This window comes from Planctopirus limnophila DSM 3776 (assembly GCF_000092105.1).
Lineage (GTDB): Bacteria > Planctomycetota > Planctomycetia > Planctomycetales > Planctomycetaceae > Planctopirus > Planctopirus limnophila.
This window is the reverse complement of record NC_014148.1, coordinates 5,114,774-5,137,760: the sequence shown is the minus strand read 5'-3', so window position 1 is coordinate 5,137,760 and position 22,987 is coordinate 5,114,774. Positions and strand designations below refer to the sequence as shown.

18 protein-coding genes are annotated in these 22,987 nt (G+C 53.5%); 5 read left to right on the top strand and 13 right to left on the bottom strand.

The features are described from left to right. Positions 1–81 precede the first annotated feature (81 nt). The 4 genes from PLIM_RS20585 (at position 82) to PLIM_RS20570 (ending at position 4,699) form a co-directional block, all read left to right on the top strand. On the top strand, positions 82–798 hold the full coding sequence (locus PLIM_RS20585) for a class I SAM-dependent methyltransferase (RefSeq protein WP_013112244.1): 717 nt from the start codon (positions 82–84) through the stop codon (positions 796–798). A 57-nt stretch (positions 799–855) separates the two neighbouring features. Then, on the top strand, positions 856–1,299 hold the full coding sequence (locus PLIM_RS20580) for a hypothetical protein (protein ID WP_013112243.1): 444 nt from the start codon (positions 856–858) through the stop codon (positions 1,297–1,299). A gap of 51 nt (positions 1,300–1,350) precedes the next feature. Beyond that, positions 1,351–3,114 (top strand): serine/threonine-protein kinase, encoded by a 1,764-nt coding sequence (locus PLIM_RS20575; protein WP_013112242.1) that lies wholly within the window; start codon positions 1,351–1,353, stop codon positions 3,112–3,114. A gap of 199 nt (positions 3,115–3,313) precedes the next feature. Next, positions 3,314–4,699, top strand: coding sequence for a sulfatase family protein (locus tag PLIM_RS20570; protein ID WP_052301645.1), 1,386 nt, complete (start codon positions 3,314–3,316; stop codon positions 4,697–4,699). A 31-nt stretch (positions 4,700–4,730) separates the two neighbouring features. Here PLIM_RS20570 and PLIM_RS20565 read toward each other — a convergent pair whose 3' ends face one another. Then, entirely contained in the window at positions 4,731–6,581 is a 1,851-nt protein-coding gene (locus tag PLIM_RS20565; RefSeq protein WP_013112240.1) for a COG1361 family protein, read from the bottom strand. A gap of 454 nt (positions 6,582–7,035) precedes the next feature. Between PLIM_RS20565 and PLIM_RS20555 the strand changes: the two genes are divergently transcribed. Then, complete coding sequence (locus PLIM_RS20555; RefSeq protein ID WP_013112239.1) at positions 7,036–8,964, top strand: GTPase domain-containing protein; 1,929 nt, start codon at positions 7,036–7,038, stop codon at positions 8,962–8,964. Positions 8,965–9,173: 209 nt separating this feature from the next. On the opposite strand, the gene metF is transcribed toward PLIM_RS20555, so the two are convergent. The 12 genes from metF to PLIM_RS20495 all read right to left on the bottom strand — a co-directional run bounded on the left by metF (position 9,174) and on the right by PLIM_RS20495 (position 22,895). Next, positions 9,174–10,106 carry a methylenetetrahydrofolate reductase [NAD(P)H] gene (gene metF, locus PLIM_RS20550; RefSeq protein WP_013112238.1) on the bottom strand — a complete coding sequence of 311 codons (933 nt, stop codon included), beginning with the start codon at positions 10,104–10,106 and terminating at the stop codon, positions 9,174–9,176. 5 nt (positions 10,107–10,111) lie between these two features. Then, entirely contained in the window at positions 10,112–11,347 is a 1,236-nt protein-coding gene (locus tag PLIM_RS20545; RefSeq protein WP_013112237.1) for an LL-diaminopimelate aminotransferase, read from the bottom strand. Between the two features lie 223 nt (positions 11,348–11,570). Then, the gene (locus tag PLIM_RS20540; protein WP_013112236.1) at positions 11,571–13,172 is read right to left on the bottom strand and encodes a glucose-6-phosphate isomerase; all 1,602 of its coding nucleotides are present in this window, start codon (positions 13,170–13,172) and stop codon (positions 11,571–11,573) included. Between the two features lie 177 nt (positions 13,173–13,349). After that, positions 13,350–13,913, bottom strand: coding sequence for a cytochrome c oxidase subunit 3 (locus PLIM_RS20535; protein ID WP_013112235.1), 564 nt, complete (start codon positions 13,911–13,913; stop codon positions 13,350–13,352). A gap of 208 nt (positions 13,914–14,121) precedes the next feature. Further along, the gene (locus tag PLIM_RS20530) at positions 14,122–14,562 is read right to left on the bottom strand and encodes a cytochrome C oxidase subunit IV family protein (protein WP_013112234.1); all 441 of its coding nucleotides are present in this window, start codon (positions 14,560–14,562) and stop codon (positions 14,122–14,124) included. A gap of 93 nt (positions 14,563–14,655) precedes the next feature. Further along, positions 14,656–15,573 carry a cytochrome c oxidase subunit 3 gene (locus PLIM_RS20525; RefSeq protein ID WP_013112233.1) on the bottom strand — a complete coding sequence of 306 codons (918 nt, stop codon included), beginning with the start codon at positions 15,571–15,573 and terminating at the stop codon, positions 14,656–14,658. A gap of 96 nt (positions 15,574–15,669) precedes the next feature. Further along, positions 15,670–17,364 carry a cytochrome c oxidase subunit I gene (gene ctaD, locus PLIM_RS20520; protein WP_013112232.1) on the bottom strand — a complete coding sequence of 565 codons (1,695 nt, stop codon included), beginning with the start codon at positions 17,362–17,364 and terminating at the stop codon, positions 15,670–15,672. A 73-nt stretch (positions 17,365–17,437) separates the two neighbouring features. Next, complete coding sequence (gene coxB, locus PLIM_RS20515; RefSeq protein WP_013112231.1) at positions 17,438–18,430, bottom strand: cytochrome c oxidase subunit II; 993 nt, start codon at positions 18,428–18,430, stop codon at positions 17,438–17,440. 159 nt (positions 18,431–18,589) lie between these two features. Beyond that, on the bottom strand, positions 18,590–19,513 hold the full coding sequence (locus PLIM_RS20510; RefSeq protein ID WP_196349494.1) for an SCO family protein: 924 nt from the start codon (positions 19,511–19,513) through the stop codon (positions 18,590–18,592). A 100-nt stretch (positions 19,514–19,613) separates the two neighbouring features. Continuing rightward, positions 19,614–19,934: a hypothetical protein gene (locus PLIM_RS20505; protein ID WP_013112229.1), complete on the bottom strand. Its 321-nt coding sequence runs from the start codon at positions 19,932–19,934 to the stop codon at positions 19,614–19,616. 182 nt (positions 19,935–20,116) lie between these two features. Then, positions 20,117–21,370, bottom strand: a complete 1,254-nt coding sequence (locus PLIM_RS20500) for a hypothetical protein (protein WP_013112228.1) — start codon at positions 21,368–21,370, stop codon at positions 20,117–20,119. A 124-nt stretch (positions 21,371–21,494) separates the two neighbouring features. Continuing rightward, a complete protein-coding gene (locus PLIM_RS20495) occupies positions 21,495–22,895 on the bottom strand; it encodes a quinol:electron acceptor oxidoreductase subunit ActD (RefSeq protein WP_196349493.1) in 1,401 nt (466 codons plus the stop codon). Positions 22,896–22,987 lie beyond the last annotated feature (92 nt).

Here is a 22,987-nt window from a genome sequence, read left to right as displayed (position 1 = left end):
GCCAATTCACCTGTGAATACCGCCCCATCCCATGCCACATCGCCTGTCTCTGCCAGGAATTTCGGCAGCTTCTGGAGCGATATGAAAATCCTCTGGCACATGATTGTGCGGCAAGGTCGCGGGCAGACACACGAAGAGCGGCTCGAAGATTTTTATAAAGGTCAGGCCTCTGGCTACGACTCTTTCCGCAAACGATTGCTGCACGGCAAAAAGGATCTGTTCGACCAGTTACCGGCACCTCCAGGTGGTGTGTGGGTCGATCTGGGCGCAGGAACGGGAGAAAACGCAGAGAACTGGGGCGAGCGGCTTCAAGAGTTTTCGAACGTCTACCTGGTCGATCTCTCCAGTTCGTTGCTCAAAGTCGCTCAGGCACGCATTGAGCAGCGCGGCTGGCAGAACGTCAAGGCGATTCATCACGACGCCACAACCTTTTTGCCACCAGAAGGTACAGCTGATGTGGTGACGTTTTCGTACTCGCTGACGATGATCCCGGATTGGCATAAAGCGGTCGACCAGGCCATTCGGATGCTGAAGCCAGGGGGTGTGCTGGGAATTGTCGATTTCTATGTCAGCCGTAAATATCCGCCCGAAGGCAATGTGCGTCATGCGTGGTCGACCCGTCACTTCTGGCAGATCTGGTTTGCGACAGACAATGTCTTTCTTTCGGGCGATCATTTGCCCTACCTGCAAAGCCATCTGGAGACAGTCGTCCTCAGCGAGCGGCGTGGCAAAGTGCCTTACATGCCGTTTGTCAGAGCACCGCATTATGTCTATGTCGGTCGTAAGCCGTTGGTCTGAATCGTGCCGTCATCAGCAGAGGCAACACGACCAGTCATTCTACCGGGGATCAGGACGATGAACTTCTGGTGGTGGCTGAGAACGTTGGTACTGGCTGTCGCAGCGATTGTTTTGGGTGTGATCGTGACATATCAGGCGTGGTACTTTACACGGAATTATGTCCTTACTTTGGTGCGAGTGAACTGGGATCCATCCGTCTGGTATAGCTGGATTGTTGACGTCACGATTTTGGGCTTGATTCCATCGGCTGCCGGAGGATTAGTCAGCACGATCCTGGCCGCGTGGTCTCTTTCGTGGCGAACGTTGATGTTGGGCTTGCTGATCACCATTCTGACGGGAGGGATGGCAAGAATTTACATGTTGTGGGAACTCAGTCGCCATACGATGGGAGTACAAGGACTAGCGTGGTGGATGCTCTTGCCACTTTTTTTGCCTGCCATCAGTGGAACCTTATTTGGATTCATAATGCGTTATGCGAATGCTAAACAACAGTTCGCATGACAAACTGAGCTGAAGTGGCAGTAGTTGTGAAATTTCGTAGCGAGTATTGGCATGTCCACAATTCCTTCGCTTTCATCCGATGAAGAAGCTCAACTGGCGGAAGTGGCTGATCAACTCGTCCGGCGGTTGCAGGAAGGGGGATCGGTCGATCTGGAGGTTGTTTGTCGCCAGTATCCGCGCTTAGCCGGCGAATTGAGAATGCTCTGGGGAACAATCCTGATGACGGAGGGCCTGGCGGCCAGTTCTCATGCAAGCTTTGCTGGTGAATCTGGCGTTGAAAGCAGCGAAAGGAATTCTCGTACCGTCGAGAAAGTCAGGACTGACTCCACATGGCGACATCTCTGGAAGGATACTCCTGATGTCGAGCGAGGTGATGCCCCTCTCCGTTCGCGTGAAGTCGATGATTATGTGCTTCTCGACGAATTAGGCCGGGGTGGCATGGGTGTGGTCTACCGGGCGAGGCAGAAGTCGCTCGACCGGATTGTGGCACTGAAGATGATTCTGCAGGGGCGATTAGCCTCGAGCATCGATATTGCCCGCTTTCGCTCAGAGGCCGAATCGGCAGCCCGTCTCGATCATCCGCATATCGTCCCGGTTTATGAAGTGGGTACGTTCGAGAACCGCCCTTATTTCAGTATGAAGCTGATTGAAGGCACAACGCTGGCCAGACGGATAATCGATGGCCCGATCCCGAATCGGGAAGCCGCCGAGATCATGCTGCCTATCTGCCGCGCGATTGGTGATGCTCATCGACGAGGTGTTCTGCACCGCGATTTGAAACCTTCGAATATTCTCATTGAAGTCGATGGGACACCTTATGTGAGTGATTTCGGGCTGGCCAAACGATTCTCCATGGAAAGTGATGATCCCAAAGCGTCGGCCACATTGACGCAAAGTGGTGCCATTTTAGGAACTCCCGGGTATATGGCTCCGGAGCAGGCTGCTGGCCAGCGTGGTGAAGTGAGTACATTGACCGATGTTTACAGTCTGGGGGCTGTCCTCTATGCGCTGCTTACTGGCAGGCCGCCATTTCAGGCTTCTTCGCCTGTGGACACGATCCTGCTGGTGCTGGAACAAGACCCGGTACCGCCGCGGATGCTGAACCCGAAGGCGGATTCCGATCTGGAAATGATTGCCCTCAAATGCCTGCAGAAGCCGGCCGATCTGCGGTATGCCACTCCCGATGCGATGGCAGATGATCTCGAGGCCTACCTGCATAATGAACCGATTGCAGCGAGGTCTTCGCATTTTACGCAGGTCATTACCCGCGCGTTTCGCGAAACGCATCATGCCCAGGTGCTGGAGAACTGGGGTCTGCTCTGGATGTGGCACAGCTTTGTGGTGTTGCAATTGTGCCTGATCACGAACTTGATGCACTGGCAAGGCGTGGTTTCGCGATTGCCTTATGTCGCTTTGTGGTCTGTGGGTGTGGGAATCTGGGCCTTCATCTTCTGGGAATTGCGCCGACGCTCCGGGCCGATCACGTTTGTCGAGCGGCAGATTGCGCATGTCTGGGCGGCGAGCACGATCTGCAGTACGCTCTTGTTCTTCATCGAATGGATGATGAACCTCCCAGTGCTGACCCTTTCGCCGGTGCTGGCACTTTTGGCAGGTGCGGTCTTTCTGATTAAAGCCGGGGTGCTCTCGGGCAAGTTCTATGTGCAGGCACTGGTGCTTTACGCCACCGCCTTTGTGATGGCGGGTATGAAAGCCTGGACAGACTGGGATCTTGACTTAACGATTTACGGCATCGTCGTCGCCTGGAGCTTCTTCGCCCCCGGCCTGAAGTACTACCGCCAGCGGCATGCGGTTTAATTGCCTGACAAGAGACCTGCTTTGGTTCGGATCGGTCAACACCGCAAATCGCTGTGTGTTTTGTCTATCCCATTGATACACAACCACATTGGCTGTAGTTTTTTTGTGATCAGGCGTTGATTCTCAACCGTAATGTTTCATGGAACAAACCAGGGCCGCTTAAAAAGACTGCAGAGAACTGATGAGAAGATCTTCCATTATGAGACTGTGGTTGGTGCTGATTCTGGCGTTTCAATTCACCAGTCAACTGGCTTTGGCTCAGAGGGCCACAACAGAAACAACCAGCGAACGTCGCCCCAACATTTTATTGATACTCTCTGATGACTGCGGACATGCCGAGTTTTCGATTCAAGGTCATCCCCGTTACAAGACCCCGCACATTGATTCGATTGGCAAGAACGGTGTCCATTTTCGACAGGGATATGTCTCGGGATGTGTCTGCAGTCCATCGCGAGCGGGGTTATTGGCAGGACGGTATCAACAGCGATTTGGGCATGAGTTCAATATCCCACCAGCATATAGCGAGACAAACGGCCTCCCACGATCAGAAACTTTGCTCCCTCAACTTCTCAAGGAAGATGGCTATCGAACGATTGCACTCGGGAAATGGCACCTGGGCTATGCCCCACAGTTTCATCCCATGGAACGGGGCTTTACTGATTACTACGGATTTCTGCAGGGCTCGCGAAGCTATTTCCCTCTCAAGAAACCAACTCGTTTGAATCAGATGCTGCGCGATCGGACTGCGATCCCTGAGGAACAATTCGGCTACATGACAGATCATCTGGCCGATGAGGCCATTGCCTATATCAAACAGTGGCAGTCTCAACCGTGGATGATGTACCTGGCATTCAATGCGACTCATAGCCCCAACGATGCCACGGCAGTCGATTTGCAGGCGGCTGATGGCAACAAGATTTATGCGATGACCATCGCTCTCGATCGCGCTGTCGGAAAAGTTCTGGATGCCCTGAAGGAGTGCGGCCTGTCGAAAGATACTCTGGTGATCTTTATCAACGATAATGGCGGAGCAGGCGGGCACGACAATGGTTCGCTACACGGGAAAAAAGGCTCAACCTGGGAAGGAGGCACAAGAATTCCTTTTCTCGTTCAATACCCTGCGAAGATTCCTTCCGGTCAAGTGATCGATGAGCCTGTGATTGCTCTCGATCTCTTTCCCACCATCCTCGATGTGGCTGGTCTTGGTGATGCTGAACTGAAGAAGATCCCGTTCGATCCTGAGAAGCTGGATGGCATCAGCCTGATTCCCAGAATGACGGGCAAAACCCAACGACTGGTCGATCGACCACTGTATTGGAAGTCTGGAAAACGATGGGCGATTCGACAGGGAAACTTGAAAGCCGTCTCGGGCAACGATGACCAGGGTGATCAAGTTGAGTTATTTGATCTCTCAAGTGATCCTGACGAGCAGCGAAACCTGGCTGCGACACACCCCGACGAACTTCAACAGCTCGAAGCACTCTACCGCAAGTGGGAATCCACTCTCGAGAAACCCCGCTGGGGGTCATCGCCTGGTAAAAAAAGTGGCAGCGGTACCGACGAGAGTTCTTCCGATAATCCTTGAACCGCAGAGCCTTTCGAAGAGCCAGTTCTTCTCACTGAGAGCCTGCGTGAATTGCGAGTTGTTCTTCGACTTCCAGATCGGGCAGGACCGATCCTGCAGGTTGATTAAGCACTGCACGAGCATTGGAGTAGAGCCGGCCGATCAGCGTGCCATTTCCTGCCGATTGTGGGATAAGTTCTAATCCAATCACAGCAGCTTCTCCCGCATCGACTGTGGCGGAAGGGAAGAGCAGCAATTCACCGGCTTTTGATCGCACCTGCCAGTTCCTGCCAGCTTTAGGATCGGTGACACTGGCGAGCTTCCAGCCTGCCGGAAGTTGCATCCCGACGACGGGCTGACAGGGATCAAACCCGTGATTGCGAACCACAACGATCACCGAACGCTGGCTTTCGACCGATGAAGGTTCCTGACGATCCAGAATATCGAGAGTGACAGGCAATCGGTCATCCGCGAGCGAGACAGGATGATCAAGTTGATCCAGCGGGATTTCGTTGCGACTGAGAGTTGCCCGCAAGCAGCTTTCCTGGGATGGACGACGGCCTGTGAATTCCATAGGCAACCAGGCCACTTCACCCGGTTGGAGAGCTTCAATCTGCCATTCGATCAGGCCAGGTTCGACGACTGTGGCCGCCCCGAGACGAGTGGCTTCGAGGGCATCGTCAAAAGCGAGTCGGACGGCCACTTTCGAGATGGGCTGCGAAGTCACATTCTTGACGCGAATGGTACTTCCCAATGGAGAATTGATCTGGCGATGATAGCTGGCCACCAGCTCAAATTCGAGATGACGGGGAATAATCCGCACGGTACTGGAGACTTCATCAAGTGCCTGTTGACCAGCCATCACCCGGCAACGAACAACATGATCTCCTAGAGTTTTCGCCGTCATTGGAATGGCGATCTCTCTCGATTCCCCAAATGCCAATTGATTCACAGGGACATGAAAACTGCGACTGTTTTGAGAAGTCAGCCGATATGCTGCCAGATGATTATCGGTCCCTTCCTGATGGCCAAGGGGTAAGGCCGATGTTGATTCCAATTCCAGTGTCAGGCCTGTGGCTGCAGCCACGCCTGTATTCCGCACCTGCACGAGTAAAGTTCCCTGACTCCCCAGTTGACTGATGACGGGCTGCACTTGCAGCGCTGCCTGGGGAAAGGCTAACTCAGGATTCGCTGGTTCTTGCGGCTCAGACGAAGGCTTGCCAAAAGGTGACAGTGATCCAGCCGGTCGGGAATGAGTCCTGGGATCAAGTTCCCGCATCGACTTGGGTGTCAACGTCGCTCCGGCTGCAGCCGGTTGACTGGGCAGATCACGATTGGAAGATTGGCCAGGCCCCAGTAATCCAGCCGAGCCCGGCGTGTTTCTTCGATCAGCAGGCGGATGAACGTAGGCCCCCGGTGGAGTGTTGCCCGGCCCATAGGAGTTCTGTGGGTAGCCACCCATTTGATAGCCACCTGGTTGACGTGAATTCGCTCCTGAGGAGTGCTGATTGAAGGGTGGCTGGTTTGATGATCTATCCACCGGAGGGGGTTGGATCTGATACAGACCCCGTTGAGGTGCTGTGGGATTTCCCTGCGGAGGCATCGCAGGGGCAGACTGTCGATAAGGCCACGCCTGATAAGAATATCCCGCCGCTGGAGGTCGAGCAGAAGGGTTACCCCTCGACGGGCCAGTTCCGTATTGAGCTGCGTGATGGGGACCAGCACCTTTGGCAGGAGGACCCATTTCATACTGAGCCAGACTGGTGTTCGACAGACCCAGACAAACCAGCGGCGTGACAAGCCCCCAGAGAGTCTGTCTGTGCAGGAATCGCCGATGGACAAGGGACTGGAGTTCCATCATCGCCTGCTGAATGAGTGATGTCAGAAACTCGTCGTATGGCATAGCCTCACCGATTCCTCAATCGATTGATCATCCGAATCTCATGAACAGGAACGAGACAGAACCACTCACTGCTCATTGTGACTCAAAACCGAAGACAGCATCTGCGTGCCTGGTCACATTCAAAAATTTAACCTCAGAAGTAACTCGTCATGAGAAAGACTTGAAACAACCTGATGAATTCTCGAAGAGACTTTTCATTGACTGACCAACACGCGAACAAGGCAAGTTTGGCCCAACAGGTAAAGCTTGCGGGTTGGGAAGACTTTCCTGAAGGAAGTGCTGTGCCACATCGTCAGTGTCCTGGGGGAGCTGGTTCGACAGGTGTACGAGAAGATGACAACTTGGAATTGAGCGGAGAATGGTTCAGAATCGAGTCTCTGGGGAAGATCTAATGACTGGGGAGAAGCTGCCTCCCATCAGAAACGATTAACAGACATCGATTTCCGGGATCGACATGGGTTTGGAACTTCAACCGCTGAGCGAGAAGCTGAGAGTCTTTGCGATTCAACTGGAAACAGTGGCAGAGGCCGCTCGCGAACGGCTGGAAACGGACGACCAGTATCAACAATCGGAATGGTATGGGCTGTTGAGCAATAAACTATTGCCACAATTGACCGGCGAACCATTTTTGGTGGTGTCGATTGTGGGAGGGACGAATACCGGCAAAACCACCATTTTCAATCATCTGGCGGGCGAAGCGATTGGCGAAGCAAATCCTCATGCGGGATTTACGCGGTATCCGGTCTGCCTGGTGCCGACTCATTTTGCTAAGTCGGCTTCGTTGAACGCCATCTTTCCTGGCTTCCTGGTGGCCGCTCTTCCTGAGAATCGGATGGTGCAACAAGAGCGGCTGACAGTCAGTACCGCCCAGTCCAACCCACAGCGGTTCGGCGATGCGGACAATCTGCTGTTCACAACGATTGGCAATCACCTTCCCGCTAATCTTCTGCTGCTCGATACGCCGGATATCGACAGCGTGGTGACGGAGAATCTGCATCGGGCTTCGATGATCTGTCAAGCGAGCGATGTCTTGATTGGTGTCCTGACCGATCAGAAGTACAACGACGCAGCCGTCAAAATGTTTTTTCGAGAAGCAGCCCGCCAGAAGAAAAGCGTGATTGTGGTCTTCAGCAAGCTCGACTGGCCTGATCCTGAGAAGACCTGGGAGCAATGGCTCAAAACGTTTATCGCAGAGACCGAAGTAAATCCTTTGGCTGTCTTTGCTGTCCCGCGCGATAGTTCGAAAGAGAAGCGGCAGTTGCGCGAACTGAAGCTGGAGTTTATCCCACTGGCCGGCGAACTTTCTAAGCAGGCGATGGGCCACGGGCGTGAGATTGAGGTCGGTCGAAGTGAAAGCAATCAGCTGGTTCGTCTTTTAAGCGATTTGCATTTCAGTGAACTGAAGCTGCGTGCGACTCGCGGAGCTCTGGAGAGTGTGGTACTGGGGAGCAGTCAGTGGCTGGCGGGGTTTCGCAATAAAGCCGAATCACTGCGGGATCTGGCCTCAATTCTGGAAAACTCTCTGAATGGACAGCGGTTGAATTGGCCGGCGGCTCCCAGGCCAATCGTCATCGAGACCCTGTGGAAGATCTGGTCTCAGGAGCGGGCTCCTTTGATTCAAAGGATTCATTGGGGTTACGGTAAAGTGGGCGAAGTACTGCTCGCACCCGCCAAATGGCTTACGTCATCCTCGGCCAAACCTGCCTCGCCAGTGGAACAATATCGAAGAGACGAATGGCAGGTGATGTCGTTGGCGACAGCCAGGCTGTTTGAAGAAATGGATCGAGCCACGGCTCTGGTTTCCGAACGGGCAGAACTCAAGGAATTCCAGCATCTACTCAAAGCCGTCCTATCGAGTGCAGGCCGCGAGAAAGTGCTGAAAGAGTTGCAGGAATCGCATCAGCAATGTGACCTGCACCAGGAAATTCAAGAGCTGGTTGAAAAAGACTTTCATGCGTTTTTAGCAGCACAGCCCGGCTTGAAGCTGACTTTGCAGGTGTTGGATCAGGTAGCCGCTTTTGGCCGCGTGGGAGTGACCTTTGCTTCGATCATGTTGGTTCCCGGATTGGTGGATGTCGCCACACAGGGAGTGATGCATCTGACAGTGGATGCTGCGGCCACGGCGGGGGTGGCGGGAGGAGCGGATGTCGCGGCCCGATTTGTCTCTGGTCAGTCGATCGAACAGCTTCAGCGATGGCTGCTGCAGGTCGATCAAAAATTTGTGGAACGACGAATTCGCTGGTATGAAGCGGCACTGGCGAAAACTGAACTGGGCCAGCTCAACGAGCGACTGGGGCAAGCGAGCCAATTGGCTCATGCCAAGCCATGGATCGACTTTTCGCAGACAATTGCCAGTCTCGATGAGCTGTTACATCGTCTGTAGTCTGGTGCACGGATTTTGTGGCGATCAGCACTCGATCAGTGAGAACAGAGCCGACACTCAATGGCGGCGCAAAAGCCTTAACTTCTTCTCGGAAGCAAGGCTCTTAATCTGCTTCCAACTTGAGCCCAATGGCCGGAGATAAACTTCGATCAAACCCACGCTCAACAAAATCAGCTGCTTCTTGGATGACTCCAGGTTTCAAGCCATGATCAGCCCGTGGTGATCTCTGAATTTTTGAGACCAAGGGACTGGAGAATCTGGCTGGTGGCATGGGCTTTATTGAGCACATAAAAGTGCAGGCCCGGGACGCCATGATCGATCAGATCCTGACATTGCTGCACGGAATACTCGATCCCGATTTCCAGTTGGGCGGCTTTGTCATCGCGGAGATGTGCAGCTTCCAGCTGTTCAAGCAGTTCAGCAGGAACTTTGGTGCCGCTGATTTCGACAATACGCTTCACCCGGGAATACTCAGTGATCGGCATGACTCCCGGGATGATCGGTGCATCAATGCCCTGCTTGAGGCACATTTCCCAGTAGCGATAGAAAGTTTCATTGTCGTAAAACAGCTGCGTAAAAACGGCATGACCACCGACGGTAATCTTTTCTTTCAGGAAGGCGATATCTGTTTCCAGCGAGACGGCTTCAGGATGTTTTTCGGGATAGCCGGCTACGCCAATTCCCATCTCGGGAAACTCTTTTCGAATGAGTTCCACAAGCTGGCGGGCGTGGCTGAATCCTCCTTCCACAGCCTTGAATTCAGTTTCGCCTTGAGGAACATCTCCACGCAAAGCCATGATGTTCCGCACGCCCAGTTGCCATGCCTGACCGAGCCAGTCAATCAGTTCGTCACTGTTGCTTCCCACACAGGTAAAGTGAGCCGTCGGTGCTACACCCACCCGATCGATAATCTCACGGCACCAGTCGAGTGTCCGGCTTCGAGTCGAACCACCGGCTCCGTAAGTACACGAAACAAAAGCCGGGTTGTAAGTGGAAAACTCCTGCAGTGCCTGCCTGAGAGCAGCATCACCTTCAGCCGTTTTCGGCGGAAAGATCTCGATCGACAGGGCAAACTGTCCGCTGGCGTATAAAGAACGCAGATTGGTCGACGGCAGAGCGTTTGGAGTCGTCAAAACGGTCATCCTGGCTATCCTTGCACAAACTTGTTGACGCGTTCAATCGCTTCCAGCACATTGGCCCGGCTGTTAAAGGCACTTAGGCGGAAGTAACCTTCACCGGAGGCACCAAAGCCAGAGCCCGGCGTACCGACCAGATGTGCCTTCGACAACAATTGATCGAAGAAGTCCCAACTGCTGAGTCCATTCGGTGTTTTCAACCAGACGTAAGGGGCATTCACACCGCCATAAACGGTCAGCCCGGCCTGCTTAAGACCAGCACACATGAGACGGGCATTTTCGAGATAGAACTCGACAAGCTGCCGCACCTGCGATTGTCCCTCAGGAGTATAGACAGCTTCGGCACCCCGCTGAACAATGTACGAGACACCATTGAATTTTGTGGTGTGGCGGCGATTCCAGAGGCCGTGGAGTTCCACCTTTTCACCAGTCGATGTGCGGGCCGTTAAACCTTTGGGAACGACGGTAAAGGCACAACGGGTTCCGGTGAAACCGGCCGTCTTACTGAAGCTGCGAAACTCGATGGCACATTCGCGAGCTCCTTCGATCTCGAAAATCGAGTGAGGCACATCGGCTTCGGTGATAAATGCTTCATAAGCGGCATCAAAGAAGATAATGGCTTCGTTCTTGCGGGCGTAATCGACCCACTTCTCCAGTGCTGATCGCGAAGCAGCCATACCCGTCGGATTATTCGGCGAGCACAGGTAGACAATATCGACCTTCTGCTCAGGAAGGGCCGGTACGAACTGATTGGCCTCAGTCATCGGCAGATAAACCAGACCGGCATAACGACCACCAGCATCTGCTTCGCCTGTATGGCCTGCCATGACGTTGGTATCGACATAGACCGGATAAACAGGATCGGTCACGGCAATCACATTCGACTTGCCAAGAATGTCGAGAATGTTGCCCGTATCACACTTCGAACCATCAGAAACAAAAACTTCGTCGGCCTGAACCTGGGCACCACGTGACTGAAAGTCATGTTTAGCAATCGCTTCTCGCAGGAAATCAAAGCCTTGTTCGGGGCCGTACCCTCGAAATGTTTCCCGGCTCGCCATTTCATCAACAGCTTTGTGCATGGCGGAGATACAGGCGGCGGGCAATGGCTCGGTGACATCGCCGATTCCCATACGAATGACCTTTGCCTGAGGATTTTCCTTGGCAAATTTGGAGACACGACGGCCAATCTCGGGAAACAGGTAACCAGCCTTGAGCTTCAGATAATTGTCGTTGACGTAAGCCATAATCCCGTAATTCTCAATCACTCAATGAGGTTTTCAGTCGCTGGTTCTCAAATGGACTGTCACGATGAGACCGGCATTTATCAGATTTTAGAAGAGTGATGCCCAACATGCACATCACTTTGACTTTGTTGCAGGCATGATTCCTTGAACGTCTTGCAAGGCCAATGAGAGATCATCGGTTGAGAATGACTCATCTGCCTCATTTGAGATTCTTGAAAAAGGCTTACAGTTTACCGAAGCGATCCTCAGCAGGGGTTTTGCCTGGCTGCCGGACGATTCCACGTGAAGGATTGGCCGCAAGATGTCGCAGGATGCCATAAATCGATTCGACATCTGAGGCATTCGCCAGCTTGGCCACTTCATCGGCGGTGAGTGAAGCTTTATTGCTGACAACCACTTCGACCGCCTGACTCTGCAGGGCTAGAATCTGGGCAGCAGCTTTCTTGCCAGCTTCGACACCTGGCTGATGATAGGCGTTGATATTCACCAGTTCGGCATACAGGCCTACAGCCCGCTCATACAAAGCGATCAACGCTCCGACCGAGTGCGCATTGACCTCGTTGACAGTAATCGTGATCGAATCACGTCCACTTTCATACAAAGCTTTGCGGGTTCCGGCATAGAACCCGTAGAGGTAATCTCCCGAGGTAACACCCGCATCGACTTCGATCGAATCTCCCTGGCGATCTTTGAGAACCTCAATAAACGTTGCGAAGAAGTTATTCAGGCCATCTCGCAACTGCTGCACGTAAGCGTGCTGATCGGTTGAGCCTTTGTTGCCGTAAACGGCAATGCCTTGGTTGACCTTCTGGCCTTTTCGATCGAGTTCTTTGCCGAGAGACTCCATGACGAGCTGCTGCAGATACTTGCTGAAAAGTGCCAGCCGGTCTTTATAGGGGAGGAGCACCATGTCTTTGCTCCCTCGGCCCTGTCCGCAGTGATACCAGGCCATCGCCAGATGTGCGGCGGGATTCTCTTTGACCTGCGGAACTCGTGTGAGTGAATCCATCTGCCCGGCACCTTCGAGAAGGCTGTCGATATCGAGCCCCTGGAGTGCAGCGGGAACCAGCCCCACAGTGGACATGACAGACGTTCGTCCGCCCACCCAGTCCCACATGGGGAAGGTCTTCAGCCAGCCTTCGCTTTGTGCCGTCTGATCGAGTTTGCTTCCGGCCTGGGTGATTGCCACAGCCTGGGGCGCAAAGGGAATTCCAGCCGCTTGGAAAGCCGCCTGGGCTTCCAGCATCCCATTGCGAGTTTCAGGTGTTCCCCCGGATTTGGAAACGACCACCACCAGCGTGGTCGCCAGGCAGCTGGCCAGTGACGACAGCACCAGATCAATGCCATCAGGATCCGTGTTATCAAAGAAAGACATGTGGAGTTTGTCGTGACTGCTGGCAAGGGCTGTCGCAATGAATTGTGGCCCCAGGGCTGACCCGCCAATTCCAATCAGCAGCACATTGGTAAATTTGCCACCACTGCCAGTAACTTCGCCCGCATGCACAGCCTGGCAGAAGGCGTTCACATCGAAAATGGCCTGGAGAATATCTGCTTCCAACTCGGGAGTTGGAGCCAGTTGCGGGGCACGCAGCCAGTAGTGGCCCACCATGCGGCCCTCGTCTTTGTTGGCAATTGACCCCGCTTCAAGTTGTGCCATGGCGCTGAATGCCATGGGGAACATTTCGGCAATCGCCGACTGCTCGGAAGGACTCATATTGACTCGACTGAGATCGAGCGAGAATCCCAACTCTTCGTTGCGATACAGGCCTGCACTGTACCTGGCCCACAATTCCGCCTGAGGTGTGATCGACAATTCTGCTGACATCGCCTGTCCCTGCATGAGAACGTGTACCAAGAACATTAAACTGATGGGCACGACAGCAGCTGGAAGATTCGAACCGGTGTGCCACTCGCATGAAAATGCTAACAGGCAGAAACAGAAATCAGTAGAGTGCACCTTTCTGAAAAACTCGCTCTTCCACACTGAGGCAAGGCGAGGCGATCAGGTGGTCATGAGGAACATGATCAGCATGGCAATCCACACCACATCGAGAAAATGCCAATAAACAGCAGTCATTTTCACACTGCTGTAGTACTCATGATCGAAGCGTCCTTTGAGGCTGTAGTAGATCACGGCGTACAGCACACCCAGACCCGCCACAAAATGGACGGCATGCAACAGGATGAGCAGGAATAGAAACCCCCAGATGCGGGTTTCCTTCAGTACCTGCCAGTGGATTTCAAGCAATTGCCAGAGGCTGATGGTTTGTGAGATGAGAAACAGTGTGCCCATAACCCCAGCCGCGATGAGCCACTGCCGAAAGGGCTTTTGTCTCTCGCGTTTGACGGCCGAAAGTGCTTTCTGAATCGAAACACTCCCTGCCAGTAGAAACGCCGTCGAGATCCACAGCCCGATGGGAAAATCGCCAGAATCGGTGGCAGTTTCAGGCAGGCGATTGCGAACGATCACAAATGCCGCAATCCCACTGATAAAGAAGATCGCCAAAGAGGCAATCATCAGGTAGACACCAATCTCTACCTGCACTATGACACGTCGGGCAGGCATGGCAGGCTCTCAACCCTTTCGGCTGATCATGGAAGAATGATCGTCGCCGCTTGGACAATCAACTGATAATTTCCATCACTACAGATTCTATAACTTGAAGCCACTGTCGTCCTGCGATCCGTCTACAGCACTGACAATAAATCAAAAGAGCCTATGACTTTAACCAGCCATAGGCTCTTTTCGTGAACGAAGATCACTCCCGTGGGACTTATTTGGCCTTGTCCAGCATTTCCACATAAGTGCGGGCCGCAATGTTGGGATAATATTCCATCGAGTCAAAGAGGAGCAGACCGATGAAGAGAGCCACGAAGACCAGTGAGAAGGTGCAGATCAACACGTTCAAAGGTTTATCGTGCCGCATATGCATGAAGTAAACCGCGACGAGAAGTGCCTTGATGGTGGCAATCCCCATCGAGACGAAGATTTCTGCGGTCCCCAGGGCAACTCCCGATAGCGCGACAGTGAGAGCTGTCAGAGCGATCAGGGAGGCGAAGACGGCAAACAGAATCCACAGCGGCATGATGTGCGAGTAACTGGGCACACCTGGGTAGTGCCCGTGCCCATGATGCGCGTCCCCATGATGCGCGTGGCCGTCATGACCGTGTGCGTCATGCCCGTGTCCTGTATGGTCCATCGTTGCAGCTGTCATCACAAAACCTTCCAGGAGAACCGACGTAGAAACTTCAATATCTTCGAGCGATCAAGTCTTGATCAACCGCCCATTACAGAAGCAAACCTGTGATTAGTGAATCAGGTAAAGGAGTGGGAACAGGTAGATCCAGATCAAGTCGACCAAGTGCCAGTAAAGTCCCACGTATTCCACCGGCCCGAAATATAACGGGGTGAAATGCCCTTTGATCGAACGCACGAGAATCCAGGAAATGGCTGCAATCCCCGCGATAATGTGAATCCCGTGCAGACCGGTGAGGCAATAGTAAATGCTGAAAAAGAGACCTGCATTGGGCGGCACCTTCACAGAATCGACCATCGCCTGTTCAGCAGCTGTCAAACCGTTTTTGTTGACCTCTTCGTGCGAGTGATCACCGGCCTTAGCGTCATGGCCGTGCGATGTGTCAGCTGCATGTTCATCATGAGCACCATCTCCGGCCGCATGTCCCGCAGCACCGTGAGACTGAGCATCGTGAATCATGTGAGCCGCATGCAGGAGGGCTTCCGGGGTCGGGGCAAAGTACCGGGCAGGAAATAGACCTTCGCGGAACTTGGTGGTGTACTCCACATACTTGATCCCCATGAAGACAAAAGCACAGGCAATCGTCACAACGAGCATCGAAATCAGAACCTGACGCTGTCCTAACTGAGCGGCCCGTACTGCCAGAGCCATGGTCAGACTGCTGACCAGGAGCACGACAGTGTTGATGGCTCCCAGTTCCTTATTCAGGAACAGGTGGCCGAATGCGAAGAGCTCAGGATAGAGCACTCGGAAGACGACATAAGCACAGAAGAGACCGCTGAAAAACAGGACTTCGGTCACCAGGAATAACCAGATTCCAAGCTTACCAGCATCGAACTGCTGCTCGTAGGACTCGAAGTGGTGAGCCAGGTGTGGTTGATGACCATGTCCATGATCATGCCCGTCACCAGAGTGAGCGTGATGCTCTCCCGGTGCTGTTACAGGGGACACAACGTCTGCTGTCGACATGAATTCATCTCTCCCGGGCACACAAAGGCAAACTTCAGATTCATTGCAGAGTGACCGTCAATCTGCGAGCAACAGAACTACTCGCAGATCAAACGACTAATGATCTTTCGATGGCACGTAGCTGGGGTTTTTCACATACCCACGCTCGCTGTCACTCCACTTCACAGATTCGACGGCATAAGGATCACCCACTTCTGGGGTCGTTGCAAAGTTATCATGAGGAGGTGGCGAAGAACACTGCCATTCCAGAGTGGCAGAACCCCAGGGATTGGCAGGAGCCTTGGGGCCAGTCCACAATGATCTCACGAGAATGCCGACAGCAGCCACCAGTGCGACACCCAGCACAAAAGCACCGATCGTCGAAAGCTGATGGTAGAACTCATACTCCGGCAGATAATCGGCATAGCGGCGAGGCATCCCACGGGCACCCATCACGAACTGTGGGAAGAACGTGAGATTGAACCCGATGAAGACACCAATGGCGGCCATCTGGCTGCTGAATTCATCGTACATCCGGCCTGTCATCTTCGGCCACCAGTAAGTCAGCCCACCGAGGAAGGCAATCAACGTGCCCCCCATCATCACATAGTGGAAGTGGGCCACGACGAAGTAGGTATCGTGCAGGTGAATATCGACCGAAAGTGCACCCAGGAACAACCCGGTAAGGCCGCCGATACTGAAGAGGAAGATAAACGACAGAGCGTAGACCATTGGCGTCGCAAAGCTGATCGACCCCTTGTACATCGTGGCCAGCCAGTTAAAAACCTTGATGGCCGATGGGATTGACACACTAAACGTCAGGAAGCTGAACATGGTCGCGGAAACTGCGGACTGACCGCTGGTAAACATGTGGTGTCCCCACACCAGGAAGCCCAAGAGAGCAATGGCGATCGAGCTGTAGGCGATGAAACGATAGCCGAAAATGTGCTTGCGGCTGAAGGTTGAGATCAATTCGCTGATCACACCCATGGCCGGCAGAATCATGATGTACACGGCCGGATGCGAGTAGAACCAGAAAAAGTGCTGGAAGAGCACGGGATCACCACCCAATTCTGGCTGGAAAATTCCGATGCCGACAGCACGTTCAGCAATCAGCAATAGCAGCGTGATTCCCAGCACTGGCGTCGCCAGCACCTGGATAATCGCGGTGGCGTAAGTGGCCCAGAGGAAGAGCGGCATGCGGAACCAGGTCATGCCCGGCGGACGCATCGTGTGGATGGTGACGATGAAGTTCAGTCCGGTGAAGATCGAGCTGAAGCCCAGAATGAAAACACCTGTGGTAGCGAGAATCACACTGGTGTTTGTCGTTGTGCTGTAGGGGGTGTAGAACGTCCACCCGGTGTCGAGTCCGCCGAAAATGATGGCCGCCACAAGGTAAATGGCCCCGAAGACCCAGAGATAGAAGCTGCCCAGGTTCATCCGCGGGAAGGCGACATCTTTGGCACCGAGCATGATGGGGAGGACAAAGTTGCCTTGAGCCGCGGGAATGCCCGGGATGATGAAGAGGAAGGTCATCACAGCGCCGTGCAGCGTGAACATGTGGTTATACATGTCTGGGCTGAGGAACTGCTTCCCGGGAAAGAACAGCTCGGATCGCAGGAGCAAAGCCATGACCCCGCCGACGAAAAACGCACCGAGCGTGGCGCACAGGTACATCACGCCAATGCGTTTATGGTCGAGAGTGAAGGCCCAGCTCTTCCAGCCTCTGGTAAAGGTCAGATAGTTATCGACCACGGGCTCAGCACCGGGGCTGCCGCCGGTCAAACTTGGATTCTCAACTATGGTGGCCACGAATGCCCTCCTGACTGACTCAGACTTTGATTATGTATTTGGCGGTGTTATCTGCGATAAAAACGACGAACGATTATTTGGAACTGCTGTTCTTGAGCGACTTGATGTAGGCAATCAAACCCTCGATCTGCTTCTCACGCAACTGGCCTTTGTAAGAAGGCATCTGGGGATTGTAGCCAGCAGCAATCTTGGCCATGGGTTCGAGAATCGATTCTCGAATGTAATTCTCATCGACGGTGATCTTTTCACCGGTCGTAATGTCGTGTGTTGTGCCGAACAAACCCAGGAAACTGGGGCCAACCTTTTTGCTGCCGTCAATTGAGTGACACTGCATACAACCCGATTTCGTGAAAGTGATTTTGCCCAATTCGGCCGGGTCCATTTTATCCATGGTTTCCTGAATTTCGGCCAGCTTCTTTTCGACGCCACCTTCTTCGTAAACAAAGACCTTGCGATTCATGCCCGAATGTTCTCTGCCACAATACTCGGTGCAGAAGAGGACATTCTCACCAGTCTTGGTCGGATGGAACCAGAGCTTGTTGTATCGACCTGGGACCACATCCATCTTGGCGCGGAAAGCGGGAATAAAGAGGCTGTGAATCACATCATCTGAGGTCATCGTCAGGATTGTCGGCTGATCGACGGGAAGATGCAGATCTGAATCCTGCAATCCACCAGGGTAGGTGAAGTTCCACGCCCACTTTTTCGCATTGACCTGCACTTCGTAAGCATTTTCCGGAGGAGTCCGCATATCAACGAAGCCCACAAAGCCCCACCCGAAAATAACGAAAATGAGAGCAGTGGGAATGAGTGACCACGTCGCTTCCAGGGCTGTGTTATGGCTGGACGAAGGCACGACCACTTCCGTCGTTCCCACCCGGCGGTACTTGAGTGCGAAGTAAGTACCCAGGCCCACGATCAGCACGAAGAAGAAGACACTGAGCCAGAAGATGAACATAAAGAGGCCATCAACCTCTGGTGCAAAGGTCGAGTTCGGCTCAGGCAGCCAGTAGCTGCTGGTCAGTTGTGCCGGCACGAAAGAAACAGCGAACTTCGACAACCACATAACCCACACTCCACAGCATCCAATGACACCCTGAATCGGTCACTGATTCAAGATGAATTGCTTCTCAATCAACCGCAGCCGCCAACCATAGACTCAATTTGAAAACCAACTTCGTACGACAAGAAGAATCACAATAATTACGTAAACGCTTTCCGGATATCACAACAGGCCAGTCGTCGCTGATGCGGCAGCGGGATTGGCACTGCCTGTTGGTGAACTTGGTTTGGAATGTCGCCAGTGCCATGTCAGCCAGATGGCCAGCACAGCGGTCATGAACAACCCACCCAACTTCATCATATTCATGGCTGCAGGCCCATATCGCCCTGCTTTGGCATCGTAGTGAAAACAGTACAGGAGAATCCGCTCGAAAGGTGCCCCCACTTTACCTTCAGAGGCTTCGACCAGTGAGAGCTTAAGGGTTCGGGGATCCTGTTCGATTCCGTACAGATATCGAACAATTCGACCTTCGGGGCTGCACAGGACAGCGACAGCCGTATGTGCATACTCTTTGCGGTCGGGAACATAATGGTACTTGAAACCGATCGAGCGCGTGATGCGATCGATCGCGTTCTGATTCCCTGTCAGAAAGAAGAGACCATCAACGCCTGCGGGACGGCCATATTCCTGCAGATACTTTTGCCGGGTCTCGGCCGCTTTCTCGGGTGATTCTCGGGGATCGATACTGATGGAAACCACGCGAAACTGATTGCCGATCTCCCAGTCAACTTTCGAAAGACCTTTCATCAGCCCGGTCAGTTGCAGGTTGCAGAGCATGGGGCAACCGCTGTAGTTCAGCGAAAGAATCACCGGGCGGTCGCCGCGAAAGATTTCCTTCAGCTTCAACATGTCGCCATTGGAGGCCAGAAAGTTGAGGTCGAGTGGAATCTGGTCACCCAGATGTTCATCCACACCGACATCATCCAGGGCTTTCGGCTGACGATCATTCAGAACCGAACGCACCTCGCCGCCAGTTGCCAGACCACCAGAGACGACATCTCTGGCTGAGACGCTCTGGGAATAGATCAACGACAATGTCACGAGGGCCATTGTGAAACAGATGACTGAACAATCGTTGCGGGACATGACAGACCCACATGTCGCGAAGGCAGACACAAAGCGCCGAGCAACGGGTAAAGCCAGTGGCCTTACAGTCGGTCGAGAACGCTGTGCTGACTTGTGACAGTTACCGAACATCCGCTGTTTCCGCCTTTACGTTTTTGGCTGCTTGTTCTTTCACGACGATCTGCATCGCTTCCTCAATAGGAATCGCGACAATCTGCTTCTCTTTATCAATCCAGCCATACTCTTGGAGTCTGGTCTTCTGCTCCACAATGATCGAGTCGTAAGTGGCATTGCGGGAGTCGATGATCTTTTTCACATCTTCGCGATTGCGGTAATCGAAGAAGAGGGCTTGAGCCCCCACAATGCAGACAAAGACGATGATTACCGAGGCGACACCCGCGACGGCAATGTCCTTCACATTCAAATCGTCATACTTGGCCATGGTGCCTGCGATTCCTTGAAACGACCTGATCGACTCAGGTTGTCATTGAATTGTATCGATTTGCTTTCGCCCGACTGGCGAGACTCTCATTTCCCGAGCAAATTCCAGAACTTTAGAAACTCACTGAACAAACCTATCGCCTCATATCTGTCACGGCATCCCCAACACTGACGGATCACTTCTTAGATATTGTGGAACTTGAGTGACTCATCGAGTCGCGGATCATTCAGTGGCAGCAGGCTGTGCTGTCCTGCTGCCTTAACCAGAGCTGCCACAAACAGTCCCACCAGTCCGACCAATGCTCCGATCTCAACCAGACCAAAGACGGGTGATGGTGCAAACTGTGGATAAATCAGCCAGTACAGATCGACGTAGTGCATGACCAGCAGCCAGACCGATACGAAAGCCAATTGGCTTTTGCTGCGTTTGAATTGTCTGCGGAGCAGCAGGAGTGCAGGAATGAAAAAGTGGCCGAAGATCAGTACCAGAGAGACATATTCCCAGCCACCATTCTGACGGGCCTGGAACCAGAGAGTTTCTTCCGGGATATTCGCATACCAGATCAGCATGTACTGCGAGAAACCGATATAGGCCCAGAAGCAGGTAAAGCCGAACATGAGCTTGCCGGTGTCATGCCGATGCTCCACCGAGATGGGTGAAAGCAGGCCGGCAGGCTTCTGCAGCAGAATAATCAGCAGATTCAACAGGGCAAAAGAACCCACCATGGAACCTGCGAAGTAGTAGACACCAAAAATCGTGCTGTACCACTCCGGTGCAAGAGACATCATCCAGTCAATGGCAGCGAAGGTGCAGGAGAGAGCGAAGAGGAAAATCAGCGGGCCGCTGCGTTCTTCCAGCTTAATAGTGATCGAAGGATCGGGAGTCTGATCCTGCTTGAGAGAGTTCCTCAGGAGGAACCGGGTGATGAAAATCCAGATCGCAAAATAGGCCACAGCTCTGACTGTAAACCAGCCGGAATTCAGATAGCTGGCTTTGGCCTGGACCAGGGGATGATCAGCCACAAAGGCAGGATTATTCCACGGGTAAACTTCGCCATTCCCCATCAGGACAGCCACCAGGATTGGCAGAAAAAGGATCGAAAGGGGCAAGACGGCTGAAGCAATCAGTTCCTGCATCCGGCGAATCACCACACCCCAGCCGGCTCTCGTCAGATGCTGGACGAGGACGAAGAGCATCGAGCCCAGCGTAAAACTGAGGACATACATGAAAGCCGTCAGATAGGCGAAGAGGAACTGCCTCAAACCACCAGTAAAGGCAGCAGCGCCAGCAGCCACAACCAGCCCCGCCACTCCTGTGATGAGAGCAGGGAGCCAGATCTTGCCGGCAAGAGCTCCCAGCGTCTGATGCTCCTTCCAGGAACCTGCCTGAGCGTGGCTGCCAGTCGTTGAGTGTTCAGGAGTCAAGGCGTGAGACATGCCATTCACCGTACGCGTTCGAGATCGATGGACTGTTTATTCGACTTGGCCAATGTGTTCGGATTTGGCGTTTGTCAGCGATTCAATCGTTGATGGAGCAACATTCTTAAGAGACCCCTGTGGATCAGGGAGCGACGTCTGTCAGTTGATTCACCTTTTCTGGTGGAACATCGGACAGAGGAGCATATTTACTCTTCTGCAGCGCCCGGACATACAGCAGGATCGCCCAGCGGTCACGTTCCGGAATTTGATCACCATAGCCAGGCATCTTGCGGACACCGTTGCTGATCGAGTGGAACATGCGCCCGATGGGTTGTTTACGTAAACCTTCGGAATGGAAGGTGACGGGCGGAACCCAGGTCCCTTCGGCCAGTTCAATCGCGCGGATTGTGACCAGTCCATTACCTACGCCACCCAGGCCGTGACATGTCGCGCAGTAAATGTTGTAACGCTCCTGACCACGTTTCATCAGCTCGGGTGTGACTTCCAGAGGGAAGTTCTCAATCCAGGGCAACTTGTCGAGAGGATCAGGAGGTGTCGCGGGAGCGCCTGGTGTGGCTGCTGCTGCAGCACCGTCCTGATTGGCAACCAGATTGGTCATCGAGACGGTCGTGGCCGCCACTGCATTGAGACCGCCTGGTTTCAAGCCGCGGTAGAAAGCATCATCAGCCTTCAGCTCACCTTTAGCGATGGTTCCTTCCACCCACGGACGCATGGCCCGACCATCCTGCCACAATGTCGAGGTGGTCTGTGTTTTCTTCTTGGGCTGCGAAACCATATCGAAGATCACACGAATGCGTGGTTCACGCGAATAGGTCGAACGCTTCCAGGCGACCATCGAAACAGGGACCATGGCGAGCAGCAGGCCCAGAAAGACGGCTGTACGGAATGCCCACGGCAGTGGGGCGGAAGCTTCTTTATGGCAAGTCTCGACGTATTCAGCACCCAGGCCAGTCAGCAGTTGAATCGTCTTTTCGCTTTTGTACTTCGGATCGCGAGCGTCAATGCTGAGGAAGAACTTATCGTTGGTCACACGCTGGAAGCGAGTGCTCTGAAACAGCGGATGAGTGAAAAGCGGGAGGCGATTGAGTGCCAGCATGCCGAGCAATGTCGTGATGGCTGCAAAGAGCACCATCAATTCGAACATCACAGGTGCAGCAGACGGAATCGAAAAGAGCGGCTTACCGCTGATCAGGTAAGGGTACCACTCTTTGTTCGTGTAATAGATCAGCAGGGTGGCGGTGATAATCCCCAGGCCACCGGCAACGAAGGTAAACCAGGGCAGGCGAGTGAACTTGATCCCCATGGCGTCGTCGATCCCGTGAATCGGGAAGGGCGAGTGGGCATCGAACTTCGTGTAGCCCTGCTGATAGACCTGACGGGCAGCTTTCACCAGTGCTTCTGGTGTCGAATATTCGGCCAGGACATAGGCGACGGGTTGTTTGGGATCAGCCGCCGGTGCCACACCCCGAACCGCTGCTTCACCCGTACCGGGAGAAGCTTCGTCATGGGGAGTAGATGTCACTGGGTTTGTTTCAGAGTGTGAATGGTCGGCCATAGCCTGCTTTACTTCAAATTTCGAGGAGATTCCGTTTGGTTCGATCCGGAAGAACCGTT